This is a genomic window from Geobacillus sp. YF-1, assembly GCF_052692335.1.
The window spans coordinates 1869436-1888481 of record NZ_CP199850.1 but is presented as its reverse complement, the minus strand read 5'-3'; the positions used below and the strand labels follow the sequence as shown (position 1 = coordinate 1888481).

The 19046-nt window shown below is 48.5% G+C and carries 15 protein-coding genes and 1 pseudogene; 8 read left to right on the top strand and 8 right to left on the bottom strand.

Annotated elements, in window-relative coordinates; all coding sequences use genetic code 11:
• Positions 1-147 precede the first annotated feature (147 nt).
• A complete protein-coding gene (locus tag ACTVIM_RS09415) occupies positions 148-1497 on the top strand; it encodes a GntP family permease (RefSeq protein WP_445612421.1) in 1350 nt (449 codons plus the stop codon).
• Positions 1498-1960: 463 nt separating this feature from the next.
• Here ACTVIM_RS09415 and ACTVIM_RS09410 read toward each other — a convergent pair whose 3' ends face one another.
• On the bottom strand, positions 1961-2452 hold the full coding sequence (locus ACTVIM_RS09410; RefSeq protein ID WP_445612420.1) for a GNAT family N-acetyltransferase: 492 nt from the start codon (positions 2450-2452) through the stop codon (positions 1961-1963).
• Between the two features lie 87 nt (positions 2453-2539).
• Here ACTVIM_RS09410 and ACTVIM_RS09405 point away from each other — a divergent pair, with 87 nt between their 5' ends.
• Together ACTVIM_RS09405 and ACTVIM_RS09400 are read left to right on the top strand one after the other, a co-directional pair.
• The gene (locus ACTVIM_RS09405) at positions 2540-3901 is read left to right on the top strand and encodes a D-serine ammonia-lyase (protein WP_445612419.1); all 1362 of its coding nucleotides are present in this window, start codon (positions 2540-2542) and stop codon (positions 3899-3901) included.
• A gap of 15 nt (positions 3902-3916) precedes the next feature.
• Positions 3917-4441 carry a sugar O-acetyltransferase gene (locus tag ACTVIM_RS09400; protein WP_445612418.1) on the top strand — a complete coding sequence of 175 codons (525 nt, stop codon included), beginning with the start codon at positions 3917-3919 and terminating at the stop codon, positions 4439-4441.
• Between the two features lie 62 nt (positions 4442-4503).
• On the opposite strand, the gene ACTVIM_RS09395 is transcribed toward ACTVIM_RS09400, so the two are convergent.
• The 6 genes from ACTVIM_RS09395 to ACTVIM_RS09370 form a co-directional block, all read right to left on the bottom strand.
• Positions 4504-5154: a cyclase family protein gene (locus ACTVIM_RS09395; protein ID WP_033019099.1), complete on the bottom strand. Its 651-nt coding sequence runs from the start codon at positions 5152-5154 to the stop codon at positions 4504-4506.
• Positions 5155-5161: 7 nt separating this feature from the next.
• On the bottom strand, positions 5162-5983 hold the full coding sequence (locus ACTVIM_RS09390; RefSeq protein WP_033019098.1) for a carbon-nitrogen hydrolase family protein: 822 nt from the start codon (positions 5981-5983) through the stop codon (positions 5162-5164).
• A 1-nt stretch (position 5984) separates the two neighbouring features.
• Entirely contained in the window at positions 5985-7358 is a 1374-nt protein-coding gene (locus ACTVIM_RS09385) for a purine-cytosine permease family protein (RefSeq protein WP_200878274.1), read from the bottom strand.
• An 80-nt stretch (positions 7359-7438) separates the two neighbouring features.
• A complete protein-coding gene (locus ACTVIM_RS09380; protein WP_445612417.1) occupies positions 7439-8899 on the bottom strand; it encodes an aldehyde dehydrogenase family protein in 1461 nt (486 codons plus the stop codon).
• 33 nt (positions 8900-8932) lie between these two features.
• Positions 8933-9907: an agmatinase gene (gene speB / locus ACTVIM_RS09375; RefSeq protein ID WP_445612416.1), complete on the bottom strand. Its 975-nt coding sequence runs from the start codon at positions 9905-9907 to the stop codon at positions 8933-8935.
• Between the two features lie 166 nt (positions 9908-10073).
• Complete coding sequence (locus tag ACTVIM_RS09370; RefSeq protein WP_445612415.1) at positions 10074-11468, bottom strand: sigma-54 interaction domain-containing protein; 1395 nt, start codon at positions 11466-11468, stop codon at positions 10074-10076.
• A gap of 160 nt (positions 11469-11628) precedes the next feature.
• On the opposite strand from ACTVIM_RS09370, the gene gabT reads away from it, so the two are divergent.
• From gabT to ACTVIM_RS09350, 4 genes and pseudogenes are all read left to right on the top strand, one after another.
• Positions 11629-12975 (top strand): 4-aminobutyrate--2-oxoglutarate transaminase, encoded by a 1347-nt coding sequence (gene gabT, locus ACTVIM_RS09365; RefSeq protein WP_445612414.1) that lies wholly within the window; start codon positions 11629-11631, stop codon positions 12973-12975.
• Between the two features lie 371 nt (positions 12976-13346).
• Positions 13347-13889: pseudogene (locus tag ACTVIM_RS09360) on the top strand (aminotransferase class III-fold pyridoxal phosphate-dependent enzyme); the annotation flags it as partial.
• Between the two features lie 38 nt (positions 13890-13927).
• The gene (locus ACTVIM_RS09355) at positions 13928-14854 is read left to right on the top strand and encodes a sodium:solute symporter family transporter (RefSeq protein WP_445612413.1); all 927 of its coding nucleotides are present in this window, start codon (positions 13928-13930) and stop codon (positions 14852-14854) included.
• A gap of 105 nt (positions 14855-14959) precedes the next feature.
• Positions 14960-16396 carry an aldehyde dehydrogenase family protein gene (locus tag ACTVIM_RS09350; RefSeq protein WP_445612412.1) on the top strand — a complete coding sequence of 479 codons (1437 nt, stop codon included), beginning with the start codon at positions 14960-14962 and terminating at the stop codon, positions 16394-16396.
• 94 nt (positions 16397-16490) lie between these two features.
• Here the strand turns inward: ACTVIM_RS09350 and ACTVIM_RS09345 are convergent, their stop codons facing one another.
• Positions 16491-17951: an ArnT family glycosyltransferase gene (locus tag ACTVIM_RS09345; protein WP_445612411.1), complete on the bottom strand. Its 1461-nt coding sequence runs from the start codon at positions 17949-17951 to the stop codon at positions 16491-16493.
• A gap of 176 nt (positions 17952-18127) precedes the next feature.
• On the opposite strand from ACTVIM_RS09345, the gene ACTVIM_RS09340 reads away from it, so the two are divergent.
• Entirely contained in the window at positions 18128-18892 is a 765-nt protein-coding gene (locus ACTVIM_RS09340; protein ID WP_445612410.1) for an enoyl-CoA hydratase, read from the top strand.
• Positions 18893-19046 lie beyond the last annotated feature (154 nt).

The following is a 19046-nucleotide window of genomic DNA, read 5'->3' as shown; positions in this document are numbered from 1 at the left end:
TATACCGCTTTTCCGGCGGATCGTTTTCTCCAATCGAAAAAACCTTGCCACAACGGTTCTTCTTTGCATAATGGACGCTTATGGATTGGGAGAAACCGCTGTTTTTCACCGCTTTCTCAAATAGACGAATACAAGGGGGAACAAGTCATGGGAATTGCCATTGTCATTGCCGCCATTATTGTTTTATTGTTATTGATTACCGCGGCGAAAATGCATCCGTTTGTTGCACTCATTTCCGTTTCCGTCGGTGTCGGGCTGGCGATGGGGATGCCGCTCATCGCTCCGTCGCCGGAAACACCAGGGATCATCGACTCGATTAAAGCAGGGCTTGGCAATACGCTCGGCTTTTTAGCGATCGTCTTGGCGCTCGGGACGATGCTCGGCAAAATGATGGCTGAGTCGGGCGGTGCGGAGCGCATTGCGAAAACGTTAATCAATCGGTTTGGCCAAAAACGCGTCCATTGGGCGATGATGGTCGTCGCCTTTTTAGTCGGGATTCCGGTCTTTTTCCAAGTCGGATTTGTGCTGCTCATTCCGCTCGTCTTTACGATCGCAATCGAGACGGGCATCTCGCTTGTGACGATCGGCATTCCGCTTGTCGCCGGTTTGTCGGTGGTGCACGGCCTCGTCCCGCCGCACCCGGCGGCGATGGCGGCTGTCGGCATCTTTAAAGCAGATGTCGGAAAGACGATTCTTTATTCCATCATCGTCGGCCTGCCGACGGCAATCATTGCTGGACCGCTGTTTGGCAAATGGATCGGCTCGCGCATACACAAATCCGTGCCGGTCGACATCGCCGAGCAGCTCGTGCAGCAGAAAGAAGCGCGTGAACTTCCGGGCTTTGGAAATACGCTGTTTACCATTTTGCTTCCCGTTATTTTGATGTTGATTGCTTCTGTGGCCAACGTGACGCTTGATCAAAAGTCTGAAGCAGCGAAAGTGTTGCGCTTTATCGGTGATCCGATCGTCGCGCTGTTGATCGCCACGGTTTATTCATTCTTTAGCCTAGGCTATGCCCGCGGCTTTACCCGCGACGCCGTCCTGAAATTCGCCAACGACTGCCTCGGCCCAGTCGCAAACATCTTGCTTGTCATCGGAGCGGGCGGCGCGTTCAACAAAGTGCTGCTCGATTCCGGCATCGGCAATCAAATCGCAGAGGTGGCGAAACACTCGCACTTATCTCCGCTCCTGTTAGGCTGGGGCATCGCTGCTCTCATCCGCGTGGCGACCGGGTCAGCGACTGTGTCGATGATGACCGCAGCCGGCATCGTTGCACCGATTGCTGCGAGCATCCCGGGAACGAACACAGAGCTCCTCGTTTTGGCGACCGGCGCCGGTTCGTTGATCTTGTCACATGTCAATGACTCCGGGTTCTGGATGATCAAAGAATATTTCGGCATGACGGTCAAGGAAACGCTCATGACATGGACAGTGATGGAAACGATTATTTCGGTGGTGGCGTTTATGTTCGTCTTGCTGTTGAATGTGGTTCTATAACAACAGAGTGGAAGAGGGTGTCTCGAAAGGATCGAGACCCCTCTTTCATTGCTCTATATACGTACTGACTGCTTCTGCCGCACAATCGATTGTACCGATCTTGAAGGCAATAACCTTTTGGGTCAGCCCATTTCTTACTATGAAATATACGCTGAGCGACTTTGCGGTTCTATATCTTGTGTTCCATTTGGGGATCAATGGTTTTGAGTCACTATATATTCAAAAGGCACAGTGCTTCCATGGCCAGTGCAGCGAAAAATACTTTTTTTGATTGAAAAAAGGCTCATCACCACAACATGTACTTGACAGAAGATGCACTTCTCTGAACAAATGTATGCAAAAAATGATTTGTTTCCTGTTCTTTCTTGAATGCATAAGTTAAGGAATGTGATGAAAAAATCAAGTACAACTTTTGGTGAAGAGCCTGAGAAAATTATTTATGGAAGAAAGTGGTTGGTTTCCATCAAGCCGCTCTACCATCAAGCTGTTTCACAAGCAACAGCTCATCCCGAATCGGAATGCCCTCAGCGCTCATCAGCGGAATGCTTGGCTTGATTTGCCGCGCCTTGTCGACGGCGTTCGGAAAGACATTCACGATTTGATAGCCGCGCTTTTGGTAGAAACGAAGTGCATGCAAGTTGTCATTCGTCGTGATCAGTCGAACCACGGTGCACCCTTGTTGCCTCGCCCATGTTTCTGCCCCATGCAAAAGGGCGCTGCCGACGCCGCGGTTTTCCATTATGCTGTCTAGCGAGATGATCTCGCATTCGTTTTTGCGAATAAGGAACGTAACAAGTCCGATGATTCGTTTTCCATTTTCAACAGCCGCAAATCCATCCAGCTCGCTGCAGTCATAAACACCAGTCGACACTACCATTTGTGGACTTCCCCAATGTTCGATAAAAAACTGGTTGACTAGAGCGCGGTCTAATTGTTTTGTTGGGACGATGTTCAAGACCGTTTTCCTCCCCTATACCAGCGATTCACGTTTTCTATTATACTGGAAGTAGATGCTTTTTACATAGGGATGAGGAGGAAAGACATGGAGAACCGAATCGTAGCGGGGAAAACGATTCGACAATGGATGAGGGAACTTCCGTTGTTGGAGAATATGATCAGAACAGAAGAAGTGTTTTGGCCGAATCCAAACATTTGTTCATTTGATCAAGCCACCCGACATCTTCCGCTCGGTGAACGCGATGTCAAGGAAGCTGAAGAACGGTTGGCGCGCTTTGCCCCGTATATCGCCAAGGTGTTTCCGGAAACACGGGACACTGGCGGAATCATTGAATCGCCGCTAATAAAGATTCCGAAAATGCAACGGTATTTGGAAGAGATGAGCGGGCAGCTGATCGAAGGGGAAGTATGGCTAAAATGCGACAGCCATCTTCCCATCTCCGGATCGATCAAGGCGAGAGGGGGGATTTATGAGGTCTTGAAACATGCCGAAGACCTCGCGCTCGCAAACGGTTTGATTTCCATAGAGGATGACTACGCGGTCTTCGCTAACGAGGAGTTTCGGAAGTTCTTTTCCCGCTATTCGCTTGTCGTTGGTTCAACGGGAAATTTAGGACTGAGCATCGGAATCATCGGCGCGCGTCTTGGATTTCATGTGACGGTGCATATGTCGGCGGACGCGAAACAGTGGAAGAAAGATTTGCTGCGAAGCAAAGGGGTGACGGTGGTCGAACATCTCACCGATTACAACAAAGTGGTCGAAGAGGCGAGAAGACAATCGGCTGAAGACCCAACCTCGTATTTTATCGATGACGAGAATTCGATTCATTTGTTTTTAGGATACGCGGTGGCGGCGTTGAGGTTAAAGCAACAGTTAGAAGACAAGAACATCATCGTCGATGAAGATCACCCGCTGTTTGTCTACCTTCCTTGTGGAGTTGGCGGCGGACCGGGCGGGGTGACGTTTGGTTTGAAACTCGTGTACGGGGATCATGTGCATTGCTTTTTCGCCGAGCCAACCCATTCGCCTTGTATGCTGCTTGGGCTGATGACGGGTGAACACGATCGCGTCTCGGTGCAGGAGTTTGGCATAGATAACCGAACCGAAGCCGACGGGCTGGCCGTCGGCCGCCCTTCGCGACTGGTCGGAAAGATGCTCGAACACGTCATCAGCGGCGTCTATACAGTGGATGATTCCACCCTTTATCGGCTGCTCGCGGCGATGATCGATACGGAGGAGATCCGCTTGGAACCGTCGGCATTGGCAGGGGTCGCAGGGCCTGTTCGTTTGTGTCAAGACCAAGCGGGGCAAACGTATCTCAAGCAGCATCAGTTGACAGAAAAAATGAACCAAGCCACCCATATTTGCTGGGCCACAGGCGGAAGCATGGTGCCGAAGGACGTGATGGATGCCTACTATCAGGAAGGGAAACGCCGGCAAGGGTGATGCCGCCGAAAGAGCATGACGGCTTTTTCGGCCGATCCGCAGCTTGTGAAAGAGCGGGAGCGGGCGAGACGGCTCGTTCGCTTGTATAATGAAACATTGGAAACGGAATATGAAAGGCGGGTTCAATTGTTAAGGGAACTGTTCGGCTCAACAGGAAAACAGCTGTACATCGAGCCGAACTTCCGCTGTGACTATGGGTATAACATTCATGTTGGCGAACATTTTTTCATGAACTTTGATGGCGTCATTTTAGACGTCTGTGAAGTGCGGATCGGCGATCATTGTTTTATCGGTCCTGGTGTGCACATTTATGCGGCGACGCATCCGCTTGACCCGCACGAGCGGAACAGCGGCCGCGAATACGGGAAACCGGTCACTATCGGGGATAACGTTTGGATCGGCGGACGAGCTGTGATCAACCCAGGTGTCACGATCGGTGACAACGCTGTCATCGCCTCAGGCGCTGTCGTGACAAAGGACGTTCCCGCTAACGCGGTCGTTGGCGGAAACCCAGCGCGAGTCATCAAGTGGATAAAATAACTAGAGAGAGGGCGCCCCGCATCGAAGAAGATACGGGGCGTTTCGTATGTCCGATCGACTGGTCACCCCCATTGCACCGCCACCGCCCGAACAGGCGAGCCGTCGCCGCTGGGCAAGGAAAGGGGCAGAGCGATAATGTATGGGTCATCAAAATCGATTTGATCGAAGTTGGTGAAGTTTTCCCCGATCACCCCGTTGGCGCCGAGAATAAGTTCATGAGCGCGAAACGAGGAACCATCCGACGGATCGATGTTCAGGGCATCGATCAAAAACGTGCGAACGCCCCGTTCGAGCATCGCTTCAATGACATCCGGCGCGACGTACGGGTGGCGAAAATACTGCTCCGTTCCGACGTACGACGACCAGCCGGTGTGAAACAAAACGATCATTCCCGGCGACAGCTTCGGCATATACACGGCAGCATCCGCCATCGTCACCGCTTCCCCTTCCGTTTTCCCCGTGGCATCGATCACAACGCCGCGGCCGAGAAAATAAGAGAGCGGCACGTCATCCAACCGCCAGCCGTGCTCGCAAAAATGGAACGGCGCATCGACATGGGTGCCGCTATGCGAACCGAGCACAAGGCGGCTGACATGGTAGCCGTCAGCGGCGAACGTGGCCGCCGGTTCGATGTGCGGCTTCGGATCCCCGGGGTAAACCGGAGTTTGGGCCGTGATCGGCATGGAGAGGTCGATGAGTTTTTTGATGATCATTTTCTCGTCATTCCTTCCAAGTCCATTCTCGGTAAAGGTCTGTCCGTCGTTCGTCCATCATTGTATAAAAGTTTTTCTTTAACTCTTGGCGTTGGTTGTGATCGATCATTGCGTGTATGATTTCTTCCCGTTCGTCCATGTTGGCTGCGGCTATTTCACTTCCATCCGGCCCATAAATAGAGGATAAACCAAAGAAATGGAAAGAAGAAGGCCGTCCGATTTGATTGCATGCAGCAACATAAACCGTATTATCGATCGCTCTGGCCATGGCTAATTTTTGAAACGGTGCATGAAATGGAGATTCCCAAGCACATGGAACGAGAAGAAGCTCGGATCCATGGACGGCTAGGTATCTTGCTAGTTCCGGAAAAGCTAAGTCCCAACAAATCATCAGACCGATACGGCCAAGGTCGGTATCCACCAGCACCGGCTCGGCTCCCGAAGAAAACCAGGCTTTTTCAAAAGGAGTCAAGTGGATTTTTCGGTAATTTCCGATACATTGTCCATTGGGATGAATCAACATAAGAGAGTTGTATATATTTTCTATATCGTCCTTTTCAACGTATCCGTAAGCAATGTACAATTGAAATTGTTGGGCCATCCGGCTCATATACTGGAACGTAGACCCATCAGGTGTCTCAGCCAGTTCTTTTAGTACTTCTGACAGTACATAACCAGTAGTGCAAAGTTCCGGGAACAGAAGAAGGCGGACATTAGGGAACTGTCGTTTGCACTCATTGATGATCACTTTCATTTTGGCCAAGTTGGCGCCAATATCACCAGTTACTGATGCCATCTGCGCCAACGCGATGTCAAACGATAGGTTCATATCATCCCTCCAGTTTAGTAGGAGATTCAAGTTCGACAGAATTCATGTTTGCAGCGATTTGTTTTGTCCATCTCATCAACACAAAATAAACCGTCCCTGATAAAAGAAATGTCAGCATGGTGGAGCCGACGGCAAGCGGATGAATGTACGTAAAATAATAGGCGAAGACAGCTCCGACGATATAGGTGAAGTAGGCGGCGATGTTGACTCCTTTTTGATAGCGATAGTGACCTTTTGTATCGTACAAAATATCTTCAGCATCATATACCCCTTTTTTGATAAAAAAGTAATCAACGAGCACAATCGCAAACACAGGAATGAACAACGTGGCAATCAGCATAATGAAGTTAAAGAACTGAGACATTAGCACTTCTTTCAGCAAGGCGCCAAGTGTGCAAATCACTCCCATGATCAATGTCGGTTTCCAAAAGCCTGCGCGTGGGAAGATGTTCATAAACGACATCGTGGCGCTATATAAGGCCATGACATTGGTCGAGAGTACAGAAAAGAAAACGACGATGGATGAGATCAATCCAAACCCGTAAGCGGCAAGGAGAATGGTAGGATCATACGTCCGTTCCATGTTGGAGGCAATGCTAAAGCCGCTGACGACAGCGCCGAGCCCCATTGCGACAATGGAAGCGACAAGATAGCCAAAATACGTTCCCCAAAACCCGCTTGTTTCTGAGCGGCAGTTGCGATTGAAATCGCAAACCGTCGACATCCAAGAAAAGGCGGTGGCGACGACGATGTCAAAGGCGATGATCGTGGTGATGGATGGATGCTCGCTCAATTTCATTTCGACGAGTGTTGAAATGTCGTAAGTCGTAAAAATTTTGTAAAAAACGAGGAACGATAAAATCAGCATAGCAATCGATATATATTTCTCTATCCGTTCCACACCTCGGTGGCCAAAAATTGTAATGACTACAACAAGAAGCTCTGTCAAGATCACAAATAGATTAATATTACTGTATCCAGTGGTGTAATGAACGGCATAATTCAGACTAAGGCCAGCCATATAGGCTTGAATCCAGCTCCAGCCGATTAAAATGATGGTGTTGACAAGGGCGGGAAGGATGGCTCCTTTTTGTCCAAAGGCCGCTCTTGTGATCACCATTGTAGGGAGCCCGGTGCGGATGCCGATGTTTCCGGTAAGGGCGAGCGGAATAGCACCGATCGCCGAACCGACAATGATCGCCAGCATGGCGTTGGAAAAGGAAATGTCAGGAACAAACATCATACCCGTCATGACAGTCGTAATCACCACATTTGCCGCAATCCAAAGGGTAAACGTGCTAAAGAAGTTCATGCTTCGTTCGTTCATCGGGGTGGGGCGAATATCATCATGGCCCAACCGTTCTATCCATTTCATGATGATCGATCCTCCTTGTTTTTTTCTATTTTTAATATTCAGAATAATAACCTTACACTGATTTCGTCCTAAGGACGAAATCAGGAGCGTGATGGATACCATCCGAGTGGTTTGCCGTGTTGGCTGATGTTCACATGCTTTGTTTCCGTAAAAGCGGCGAATCCTTGCGGCCCAAGCTCCCGACCGATTCCGCTTTGTTTCATGCCGCCCCAAGGAGCATCGACATAAGGAGTGTGATAACTGTTAATCCAAATGGTTCCAGCTCTCAATTTTCCGGCGATTTGTTCCGCCCGTTCAAGATCGCGGCTGAATATGCCAGCTGCTAGTCCGTATATTGTATCGTTCGCCAAGCCGATGGCTTCGTTGTCATGTTCAAACGGTTGCAAAGTAATGACAGGACCAAAGATTTCTTCTTGGACGATACGCATGTCTTGACGGACATGGGCGAAAACAGCAGGGGTGAGATAATACCCCCGTTCCTTGATTCGTTCTCCACCCTGTAGCAGCACCGCTCCTTCCTGCAAGCCAATCTGGATATATGTTTCCACTTTTTCTAAATGTGAGGAGCTGATTAGTGGTCCCATCTCCGTGTTTTCCGCGAAAGGATCGCCAATACGGAGGGAAGCCAGTCTTTGGGTTAGCTGATCAATCAACGAATTATAAACACGCCGTTGTACAAGAATGCGCGAAGCAGCCACACACACTTCCCCTTGATTGAAGAAGGAGGCAAACAGTGCCCACTCGACGGTGCTAGTAAGATCGGCATCGTCAAAAATGAGCAGCGGGGATTTTCCGCCGAGTTCCAAAGACACTCGCTTCAACCCACGAGCACATTGTTCGTAAATCCATCGTCCGGTTTTCGTTCCGCCAGTAAACGATATTTTTTCCACATCAGGATGTGTCACTAATGTTTCTCCAACCGGCGAACCACTGCCAAGCACGAGATTAAACACGCCCGGCGGGAGACCGATGGAATCGATCAGCTTCGTCAGCTCTATGAATGATAGCGGCGTCAGTTCTGATGGTTTAAATACCACTGTATTTCCCGCCGCAAGCGCCGGGGCCAATTTCCATATCCCCAATAAGAGGGGGAAATTCCAAGGCACGATGAGAGCGCATACCCCGATCGGTTCCTCAATGACTTTGCTTGTCGTGCCATCGGTTCTTTTCTTTTCCTCGATGGTCCGTTGCTCAACAAAATCGGCGTAGTAACGGAGGCATTGGATCGAATCACTGACATCGAGGCGCGATTCGCGAATCGGTTTCCCTGTATTCAACGTCTCAATGGCAGCGAATGTTTCCGCGTTCTGTTCCAACAAATCAGCCAGTTGCCGAAGGACGGCCATTCTTCTTGCCGGATTCGATGGCCAATCGGTGTATTGAAAGGCATGACGGGCCGCTTGGATTGCTTCTACTGTTTGTTGTTGGGATGCTTCATTGATTTCTATGATGACTTCCTCATTCGAAGGATTGATCACCGCCCTTTTTTCTCCTTCTCCTTTGTACCATTTTCCGTTGATATACACATGGTCCTGAGCCATTGAAAGCCGCTCCTTTTTGTTTGTGACATGTTTTTAGGATGTTGTCGTTGTCGATAGGTTGTTGGCCTGTGACCGCTTTTTCTTCAACGCCACAAGTGTAATCATCTCATACATAATCGCAGAAGCCAATAGAGCGGTCACTTCTCCGCTGTCGTAAGCAGGCAAAACTTCGACGAGATCAAACCCGACAATATTTAGTCCATCGAGTCCCCTTACGTATTCGAGTGCCTCGTAGCTGGTTGGTCCGCCCACTTCCGGTGTGCCAGTCCCCGGGGCAAAAGCAGGATCGACAAAGTCAATATCGTAAGAAACGAAAACCGGTTTGTCACCGACGCGTTGATGGATGCGGCGCATTACTTCCGAAAAGCCCATTTGCCGGACCTCTTTCATCGGAATGACTTCAAAACCAAGCCGTCGGGCGTCCTCGATATCATCAGCACTGTAAAGCGGTCCGCGCATCCCGATTTGAATGGAATGATCCACATCAAGCAGCCCTTCCTCGACAGCGCGGCGGAACGGCGTGCCATGCATATATTTTTCTCCGTAGTAATGGTCCCACGTGTCGCTATGCGAGTCAAAATGAACGAGCGCGATGGGGCCAAAGCGTTCGTAAAAAGCCCGCAAGTGTCCCAATGTAATGGAGTGATCGCCGCCCATCAGAATCGGAACGATATCTTTCTTCAACAATGGTCGCAGCTCTTCGACGATACGATCATACGTGCGCAACGCATTGCCGGGAATGACATCAATATCCCCGTAATCGACGCCGGAACAATAGGCAAAAATATCAATATCCATATCTGGATTGTAAGGGCGAAGCAAGACAGAGAAATTGCGAATGTGCTGTGGGCCATATCGTTGTCCGGTTCGGTTTGATGCCGCGGTGTCAAAAGGAACGCCAACTATGACAAAATCGACATCGTCTGTTGTTTTGATCTGTTCCAACCGCATAAAGGTGCGAACCCCACAAAAACGGGGTGATTGGGAAGAATCTTTCGGTTGATACATGTCAAGACCTCCTTGGGCAGTGAAAAATGGTTCGCGATGGTTTTAGAAGCAAAAAGTGTGCCAAAAAGGGGAAGCAGACAAGAAATACGCAAACAAGGCTGCTTTTACGTCCATCCTTGCTTGCGTATGTTCAAAAATGAGCGAACGCTTCATTCAAAGATGAATCTTAATTCGTTTTTGAATCAACACCGTATTTTTTCAGCTTTCGTACGACCGTTGGCTGGCTGATGCCAAGATAATCAGCCATCTCGTATGTTGTTTTGCACTGTTTGGCTGCACGCAGGAGCCATTGCCGTTCCACTTGTTCAATGGCTTCTTTTAATGTCGACGGTTCGTTCCGTTTTTCCAACGATTGATGGGGAGTGATCACCTCTGGATATTTCTGGATCGAAAAAGGAAGATATTCCGGATAAATGGCTCTCGTTTCAGAAGTAATGACTAACCGTTCGATCATATTCTCCAGCTCACGCACGTTGCCTGGCCAGTCGTACTGAACGAGATGGTCGACAATGGATGGATGAAAGTATTTATCCATTTGATATTTTTGGTTGAATTTTTTCAAAAAGTATTGGGCCAGCATGAAAATATCTTCTTTTCTCTCACGCAAAGAAGGAACGTAAATCGGAATCACATGCAAACGATAAAATAAATCTTGGCGGAACTTTCCTTGCTTCACCATCTCTGCTAGGTTCTGATTTGTCGAGGCGATCAGGCGAAAATCGACCGTTCGTTCTTTAATGCCTCCAACGCGTATGACTTTTTTCTCTTGCAAAACTTTTAGCAGTTTCGCTTGCATCGAAAGGGGAAGCTCGCCAATTTCATCAAGGAAGAGAGTTCCTTTGTCGGCCAGTTCGATCAGCCCCGGTTTTCCTGTTTTTTGCGCACCGGTAAAGGATCCTTTTTCATAGCCGAACATTTCCGATTCAAACAGTGATTCAGGAATGGCGCTGCAGTTGACCTCAATAAACGGTTCATTCCGCCTCGGGCTATGGAGGTGAAGGGAACGGGCGAATACGTTTTTTCCGACTCCAGACTCGCCGAGGAAAAGAACCGTCGCGTCCGATTGGGCCACGCGGTGCACGAGCTTCCAAATTCGTTCCATCGCCTTGCTTTGAATAACGATATGTTCCGGCTTCAACTCCTCTATTTCCATTTGATAATGTTCCATCTGCTTTCTCAGCTTTTCATAGTCTTCTTTCAAACGCTCTAACTCTGTTAAATCATGGGAAAAACTGATGACCCGGACAAGGCGGTTTTGGTGGTCAAATACAGGCACGCCTGTCGCCATGACAACTCGTCCGGTGGCGGTTTGCTGCATCAATTGGACCTCTTTTTTCTCCCGTAATACTCTCGCTGTAACTGAAGGGCAAAAGACGTTTTCTTTTTCTAATTGATAAACCGATTTTCCGACTAAATAAGAGACGTCCTTTCCGTATATGGACAAGCAATTCGGGCTGGCGCGAAGAATGATCCCGTTTTCGTCTGCGATCACAATATTGTCGTTTGATGATTTCAATATCGCGTCCAACTCGAATTCCAAAACATCAGCTGTACGGTGCATACTTTCCCTCCTAGCAGTCTGTGAGGCTTCTATTACTAACTTTATCAAAGAGGCGAAAAAATCCTTTTTCCTTGTTATATGATTTTGCATGAAGTTTTTGGCATGTTTTTTGCATATCTAAAAAGATGGATCATGATACACAATGGGACGGAGGGAGAAGATGAAGGCAGAAACAAAAAAATATATCCAAGTAAAAACAGCGATTCCGGGACCAAAAGCAAAGGAGCTATTAAGAAAAAAAGAACAGAATGTTCCGCGGGGACCGTTTAACACGGTATCGACGTTTGCGGTAAAAGGAGAAGGAGCGCTCTTAACCGATGTGGATGGAAATACGTTTATCGACTTGGCCGGGGCGATTGGAAGCCTCAATGTCGGCCATTGCCCGCCGAAAGTGGTGGAAATGATCCAAAAACAAGCGGAGCAGTATATTCATCCGTGTTTCCATGTGATGATGTATGAGCCGTATATTGAGTTGGCCGAGACGTTAAACCGCATCACGCCAGGTGCTCATCATAAAAAAACCTTTTTCTTGAACAGCGGGGCAGAAGCAGTCGAAAATGCCGTCAAAATTGCACGAAAGTATACAGGGAGAAAAGCCATTCTCTCTTTTGAAAGAGGGTTTCATGGGCGAACCTTGTTGGCGATGTCGCTGACAAGCAAAGTGAAACCATATAAATTTGGTTTTGGACCTTTTGCCCCGGATACGTACAAACTTCCGTATCCCTATTATTACCGAAAACCAGCAGGCATGACCAACGAGGAATTGGACGCCGAGCTTTTGCGGCGGCTTGAGGACTTTTTTCTCTCAGAAGTCCCGGCGGACGAGGTGGCTGCCATCATTATGGAGCCTGTGCAAGGAGAAGGCGGATTTATTGTTCCGTCAAAAACATTCGTTCAAGGGGTCAAACAAATTTGTGAAAAATACGGGATTTTGTTTATCGCCGATGAGATCCAGACCGGATTTGGACGAACAGGGAAGATGTTCGCCATTGAACATTTTGACGTTGTGCCTGATTTAATGACCATGTCGAAGTCCATCGGAGCGGGTGTACCGATCAGTGCGGTGACGGGAAGGGCAGAAATCATGGATGCACCCAATCCGGGAGAAATCGGCGGGACATACGGGGGCAGCCCGCTTGGTTGCGTGGCCGCTTTGGAAGTGATTCGCATGTTGCAACAAGAAGGATTGGTAGAACGGGCCAATGACATTGGACAAATCGTTATCAATCGGTTCAGACAGCTGCAGGAGAAGTATGAGGCGATCGGGGATGTACGGGGACTTGGGGCTATGGTGGCCATCGAATTTGTCACTGACGCAAAGACAAAAGTACCGAATAGGGAATTAACGGCCGCCATTTTGCGAGCATGCCATCAACGTGGTGTCATCATCATGAGTGCGGGCCTATACAGCAATGTCATTCGTCTATTAACGCCGCTTGTCATCACAGATGAACAGCTGGAGGAAGCATTGGATGTCATCGAAGAGGTCATTGCTGAATTGGCGTGATCAGTGGTTCCTAGTCAAACTACTTGTGGAAACTTCGTGATGCAGTCGAAAAAGTGATGGCGATATTATCTTTTTGAGACCGTGCCACCTTTTTGTGGTGCGGTTTTTTGATTTGAGACTTTCTACTCCGAGAGAATGTTTTCTGAAGGAAGAGCAATCCGTGTCGATTCAAAAATAAATTATTTGATTTAACAATGAATTAGATCCGTTGTGGAATTCTAAACAAAGCTGTCATGATAGGAACCGGTTAAAACAGAGGGATAGAATCAACGATTATAATTAACTAAAAATAAAGAATAGTTTTAAAGGTGGCACAGAACTTGCAAATCCGTTTTCGATGAACAAAATGGCTTGGCTGAAGGGGGATGTACATGACACAAGGCAACTGGCTACCTCTCTTTCACAAAATGCATGATTTGCTCGCGCCAACGATGGCGAAAGACCACCCGAATTTGCCGGTTGTGAAGGAAGAAGGATGTTACTATTACGGACTGGATGGAAAAAAATATCTTGATTTCACTTCCGGTATTGCTGTGGCCAATACGGGTCATCGCCATCCAAAAGTCGTGCAGGCTATCAAAGAGGCCGCAGACCGCCTGATGCATGGGCCGAGCGGTGTCATCATGTATGAATCAATTTTGCGTTTGGCCGAAGAGCTGACAAAAATTTTGCCGGAAGGGCTTGACTGCTTCTTTTTTGCCAACAGTGGAACAGAGGCGATTGAAGGAGCAATCAAATTAGCGAAACATGTGACACGACGACCATACGTCATTTCGTTTACCGGATGTTTTCATGGCCGTTCGTTAGGGGCGCTTAGTGTCAGCACATCGAAAAGCAAATATCGGAAATACTTGCAGCCCAACGGCTTGACGTACCAACTTCCATATGCTAATCCAAAACATTGTCCGGTAGGAGCATGACCGTTTCGATGTTAGTTGGCGGGGGGATCGTGTTGTTTTATACGATTCTCGGAGGAATGTGGAGCGTGACGATGACGGATATCATTCAGTTTATCGTCATGACTGTTGGCATTTTCCTCGTGATGCTGCCGATGAGTTTGTCCTATGTCGGTGGATGGACATCACTTTTGGACCGATTGCCAGCGTCACATTTTGATCTGACATCGATGGGATGGGCAAATATTTTTCAATACTTCTTGCTCTATACATTAGGAATGGTGGTATCACAAGATATTTGGCAACGGGTGTTTACGGCCAAAACACCGAACATTGCTCGAGGTGGCGCAGTATATGCGGGTCTTTACAGCATCGCTTATGCCGTGGCGTTAAGCGTCATTGGCATGTGCGGGGTGATCGTTTTTCCGAATATAAACGATCCACAAAACGTATTTGCCAATATGTCATTAGAGATTTTGCCGCACGGCTTGTTAGGGCTCATTTTGGCCAGTGTATGTTCTGCTCTTATGTCAACGGCCTCCGGAACATTGCTTGCCTCATCTACTCTGTTATCACATGATATTTTGAAGCAATATTGGTTTCAGAATATAAGTGATCGACAGTTTGTCCTATTATCCAGAATGATGACGCTAGCAGTGGGGATTGTCGCCATTATCTTTGCTATTTGGATTCAGGATGTGCTTGTTGCATTGGATGTCGCCTATGCCATTTTGTCAGGCGCCATTTTCGTACCAGTGATTTTTGGCTTCTTTTGGAAGCGAGCAACGGCGAAAGCTGGCTTTTACTCTATCGTTATTAGTTCCATCGTTGTGCTGGTTGGTTTAGCGATGGAGGGATTAAGCTCAACCTATCCGATTATATATGGAATTGGGGCGAGTATCGTTTCGATTGTGATTTTTTCCTACCTTTTCCCATCCGCCAATCTAAAAGAGGAGATAGAGGATCAGCAACATGTCCTATAAATGGATCAGAAAAGAGGATTCTAACAAATTTGCGACGAAATAAAAAGTGTTATTAACACAGGCAATGTTTGGATTGCAAATACTAGTTAGGGAAAGGATGAGAACATGGTGGAAAGAAAAAAACTATACATCAACGGCGAATGGCGGGAAGCGAAGTCTTACACCGAACTGAAATCACCGTATTCACGCGAGACGATTGCCGAAATTCCGATGGCTACCGAACAAGAAGGTGATGAGGCGATCGCCGCGGCGTATGCGGCGCGGCAGACGATGGCCGCCATGCCGGCGCATGAACGGGCCGCTATTTTAGAGCGGGTCGTCGAACAGTTGAAAGAGCGGCAAGAAGAAGCGGCGAAGTTGATCGCCTTGGAAGCCGCCAAGCCGATCACCACGGCGAAAGGGGAAGTCGCCCGCACGATCCAGACGTATACATTCGCCGCCGAAGAAGCGAAGCGCATCCATGGCGAAACATTGCCGCTTGATGCGGCGCCGGGCGGGGAAAACCGCATCGCCATCACCGTCCGTGAACCGATCGGCGTCATCGGAGCGATCACGCCGTTTAACTTCCCGATGAACTTAGTCGCCCATAAACTTGGTCCGGCTGTCGCTTCAGGCAATACCGTTGTGTTGAAACCAGCGAGCCAAACGCCGCTGTCGGCCTACTTTATCGCCGAGCTGTTCGAGAACGCAGGCTTGCCGAAAGGGGCGCTCAACGTCGTCACCGGAAGCGGCCGCACGGTCGGCGACCAAATCGTCGCCGATCCCCGCATCAGCATGATCACGTTCACCGGCAGCCCGGAAGTGGGCATCGCGATCCGCAATAAAGCAGGTTTAAAGCGGGTGACGTTGGAGCTTGGCTCGAACTCTGCCGTCATCGTTGACGAGCAGGTCGATCTTGATCGCATCATCCCGCGCTGCGTATTTGGCGCGTTCACGTTCCAAGGGCAAGTGTGCATTTCGCTCCAGCGCATCTATGTCCATGAAAAACGCTATGACGAGTTCGTTGAAACATTCGTCGCTGCCGCGAAACAGTTGAAAACAGGTGACCCGCTCGATCCAGCAACGGATGTGTCGGCGTTAATCACGCCAAACGATGTCGATCGCGCGCTTGCTTGGATTGAAGAGGCGAAACAAGGCGGCGCGAATGTCGTCCTTGGCGGCGAGCGCGACGGCAACATTTTGCTTCCAACGGTCATTGTCGATGCCCAACCGACAATGAAAGTGTCATGCCAAGAAGTGTTCGCCCCGATCGTCTTGATCAACCGTGTCCGCTCGATCGACGAAGCGATTGCGCTTGTCAACGACTCGCGCTACGGTTTGCAGGCGGGCATTTACACCGATAACGTCCATACCGCGTGGAAAGCGGCGAAGCAGCTGCACGTTGGCGGCGTGCTCATCAACGACATCCCGACGTTCCGCGTCGACCATATGCCGTACGGCGGCGTGAAAGAAAGCGGGTTCGGCCGCGAAGGGATCCGCTATGCGATCGAAGAAATGACGGAGTTGAAGTTGATTATTTTCAACGAGAATGAAGCGAGATGAGAAGAAGAGGGAATAGAATTTTATTCCTAACACTTTTCACATAGAAAGAATAGTTGCGCAGCCTTGGAGAGAGTGGCACTCCAAGGCTGTATGTTTAAGCGTGCTTTTCCAAAATATATCCCCAACGGTTCGAGGCGAGAACAGACAGGTGGTATTTATGCTCGAGCTGTTTGCTGAACCATGCTTTTTTCACGAGAAGCAGGCTTCGATTCGTATGCAAGAACGTTTTCAGCCCTCCATGCCGAGGTTTAAGGTCATTCGCCAGCTCTGCTGTCAAGACCGCATTTTGCGGCCAGTGATCTTTCCGATGCAATGGATGGTACATAAAGAGTTCGTACCCGTGAACAGGCATTTGGGCGGTCTGCTGAAGTAATGCCAGTTCCCAATTTGGTTTCGGATGATGAATATACTTTTGAATATTCATTTCGTAAAACGATGCGACAAACAACAGACCGGCAAGCAACAACCCACGTGCTCTCCACGTTCCTTTTCTCCACAATTGACTGGCGCAAATGCCAATCAGCATACAAAGCGGTGGGTAAACAGGGAGAATGTACCATCTGATTTTCGTCTTAGCTAGGGTAAACATGAGAAGCGGGACGCAAATCCATACTAAAATCCCGACCACATCCGCTTTCAAACGATGATTCGCTTGATCAAAGGTTAAAAGACGAACGTCTTGTATATAGCTGATGACCATGATGCCGATCAAGAGTGCGAGCCACCAAAAGAAAAAATGAACAAGAATGATGCCGTAGTAGGTTTCATCGCCAATATGACCCTCAATAGGCCGGGAGGAGCGTAACAACAAATCATAGGCGATCATTTGCTTCAAAAACCGCCATCCATCATAGTGGTAGCGGGCAAGAACCCAAGCGAGCACAGGAACTGCGAAACTGAGGGCTGCCCTCCACCAGGCGCGCCAATGAAATGACTCCCATTGTCGAGTAAGTAGGAAATACACAGCCATGATCAACAAAATGTTCCCTGCATGCCAACTTTTCGTTAAAAAAGCGAGTGAACAGGCAAGGCCAGCTGCATACAACCATTGCGTCTGCCGTCTGGCCGACAGCAAAGAAATGATGGATAACGTAAAGAAAAATACAAAGAGCGAATCTGCATCTCCTGTGCGAGCGCAATGGTTGAGAAGATATTGGGTGCTAGTCGACAAGGCAAGCAATGATATGATAGCAGCCATGCGGCCAAATCGATTTTTCATAAATAAAGCAATGACTACAGCCATGAAGATCGCGCAAACGCCAGACATCAGTCGCAAACCAAGAGCGTTCAGCCCAACCAACTTATAACCAACCATAATAGCCCAATAACTAAGGGGAGGTTTTAAATTCCAGTAATCAGGGTGGCTAAGATATGTGTTGACGATAAAATTTCTATTTTTTAACATTTCATAAGCATTGACGCCATGTCGCGCTTCGTCCCAGCTGGAAATAGGGAATTTTCCGAGATTATAAAAGACATTGTAAACCATCATAGAAAATATCAATCCCGCCAATACATAAAACGACACGTTTCGCAAATAGCCTGTCTTTCTCATTATACCGACCCCTTCATAGGCAAACGGATGTAATAAAGTAACGCCGTGATAGAACTTATTACAAATCAATGAATATGTCAAGCACTGATGTTTTCACAATATTTTTGGTAGCTGCAAGGAGTTAAGAGCCTCTATAGAGAATGAATAAATGAATCATCATTCAGAGGGGGAGAGCAATGGAAACAGTTGTGCTGACATTTGACCAAAACAAAGCAATATTGGAACTGAACCGCCCGCAGTCACTCAATGCGATGGATGGACAAATGTTAACGGAACTTGTCGACGCGTTGCGGCAAATCGAAGAAAGTGACGTTTCGATCGTCGTCATCCGCGGCAAGGGAAGGGGATTCTCGGCAGGCGGCGACATTAAGACGATGCTTTCCGTGAATGACCCGAGTCAATTTCAGACGGTGATGAACACGATCCAAGAGATGATCATGCGATTGTATACGATGCCGAAAATCACCGTTTCGCTCATCCATGGACCCGCTGCTGGCCTTGGGTTCAGCTTTGCGTTGGCAAGCGATTACCTGATCGCTACAAAAGAAGCACGCCTCGCCATGAACTTTATCGGCATTGGCCTCGTCCCTGACGGCGGCGGGCATTTCCTCTTGGCGCAGCGCGTCGGTACGGCAAAAGCAAAACAGATCATTTGGGAAGGAAAACCGATGAGCGCCGATGAAGCGCAGCAGCTGGGCCTCGTCGATTTCGTTGTCGATCATGAGGAGCAAGCGGAACAATGGATCGCCTCCTTGCAGGAAAAACCGCTCCAAGCCATGATCGCCACGAAACAGCTGTACGCCGAGCAAACAAAGACGGACTTGCTTCGCGTCCTAGAGCTTGAAACCGACGCCCAACAGCGCATGCGGCAAACCGAAGATCACCGCGAAGGCGTCCGCGCCTTTTTAGAAAAACGGAAACCGGTGTTTCGGGGGAGGTAGGAGAAACGACGATATTTTTGCTTAAAACCGGTCAATTCAGGCCGGTTTTTATATGGGCTTCATTTATTATGAAATCGAAAAAAGCATTGAAAGAAAGTGGAAAAAGAATTAGAATAACATTAAAAGGGCAAGCGCTTTACTTAACAAGGTTAAC

Bases quoted from the DNA above. Each gene is read 5' to 3' on its own strand.
- ACTVIM_RS09415 (WP_445612421.1), top strand. From the start codon at position 148: ATGGGAATTGCCATTGTCATTGCCGCCATTATTGTTTTATTGTTATTG.
- ACTVIM_RS09405 (WP_445612419.1), top strand. From the start codon at position 2,540: ATGGAGAACCGAATCGTAGCGGGGAAAACGATTCGACAATGGATGAGG.
- ACTVIM_RS09400 (WP_445612418.1), top strand. From the start codon at position 3,917: ATGACGGCTTTTTCGGCCGATCCGCAGCTTGTGAAAGAGCGGGAGCGG.
- ACTVIM_RS09395 (WP_033019099.1), bottom strand. From the start codon at position 5,154: ATGATCATCAAAAAACTCATCGACCTCTCCATGCCGATCACGGCCCAA.
- ACTVIM_RS09390 (WP_033019098.1), bottom strand. From the start codon at position 5,983: ATGAACCTATCGTTTGACATCGCGTTGGCGCAGATGGCATCAGTAACT.
- ACTVIM_RS09385 (WP_200878274.1), bottom strand. From the start codon at position 7,358: ATGAAATGGATAGAACGGTTGGGCCATGATGATATTCGCCCCACCCCG.
- ACTVIM_RS09380 (WP_445612417.1), bottom strand. From the start codon at position 8,899: ATGGCTCAGGACCATGTGTATATCAACGGAAAATGGTACAAAGGAGAA.
- speB (WP_445612416.1), bottom strand. From the start codon at position 9,907: ATGTATCAACCGAAAGATTCTTCCCAATCACCCCGTTTTTGTGGGGTT.
- ACTVIM_RS09370 (WP_445612415.1), bottom strand. From the start codon at position 11,468: ATGCACCGTACAGCTGATGTTTTGGAATTCGAGTTGGACGCGATATTG.
- gabT (WP_445612414.1), top strand. From the start codon at position 11,629: ATGAAGGCAGAAACAAAAAAATATATCCAAGTAAAAACAGCGATTCCG.
- ACTVIM_RS09350 (WP_445612412.1), top strand. From the start codon at position 14,960: ATGGTGGAAAGAAAAAAACTATACATCAACGGCGAATGGCGGGAAGCG.
- ACTVIM_RS09345 (WP_445612411.1), bottom strand. From the start codon at position 17,951: ATGAGAAAGACAGGCTATTTGCGAAACGTGTCGTTTTATGTATTGGCG.
- ACTVIM_RS09340 (WP_445612410.1), top strand. From the start codon at position 18,128: ATGGAAACAGTTGTGCTGACATTTGACCAAAACAAAGCAATATTGGAA.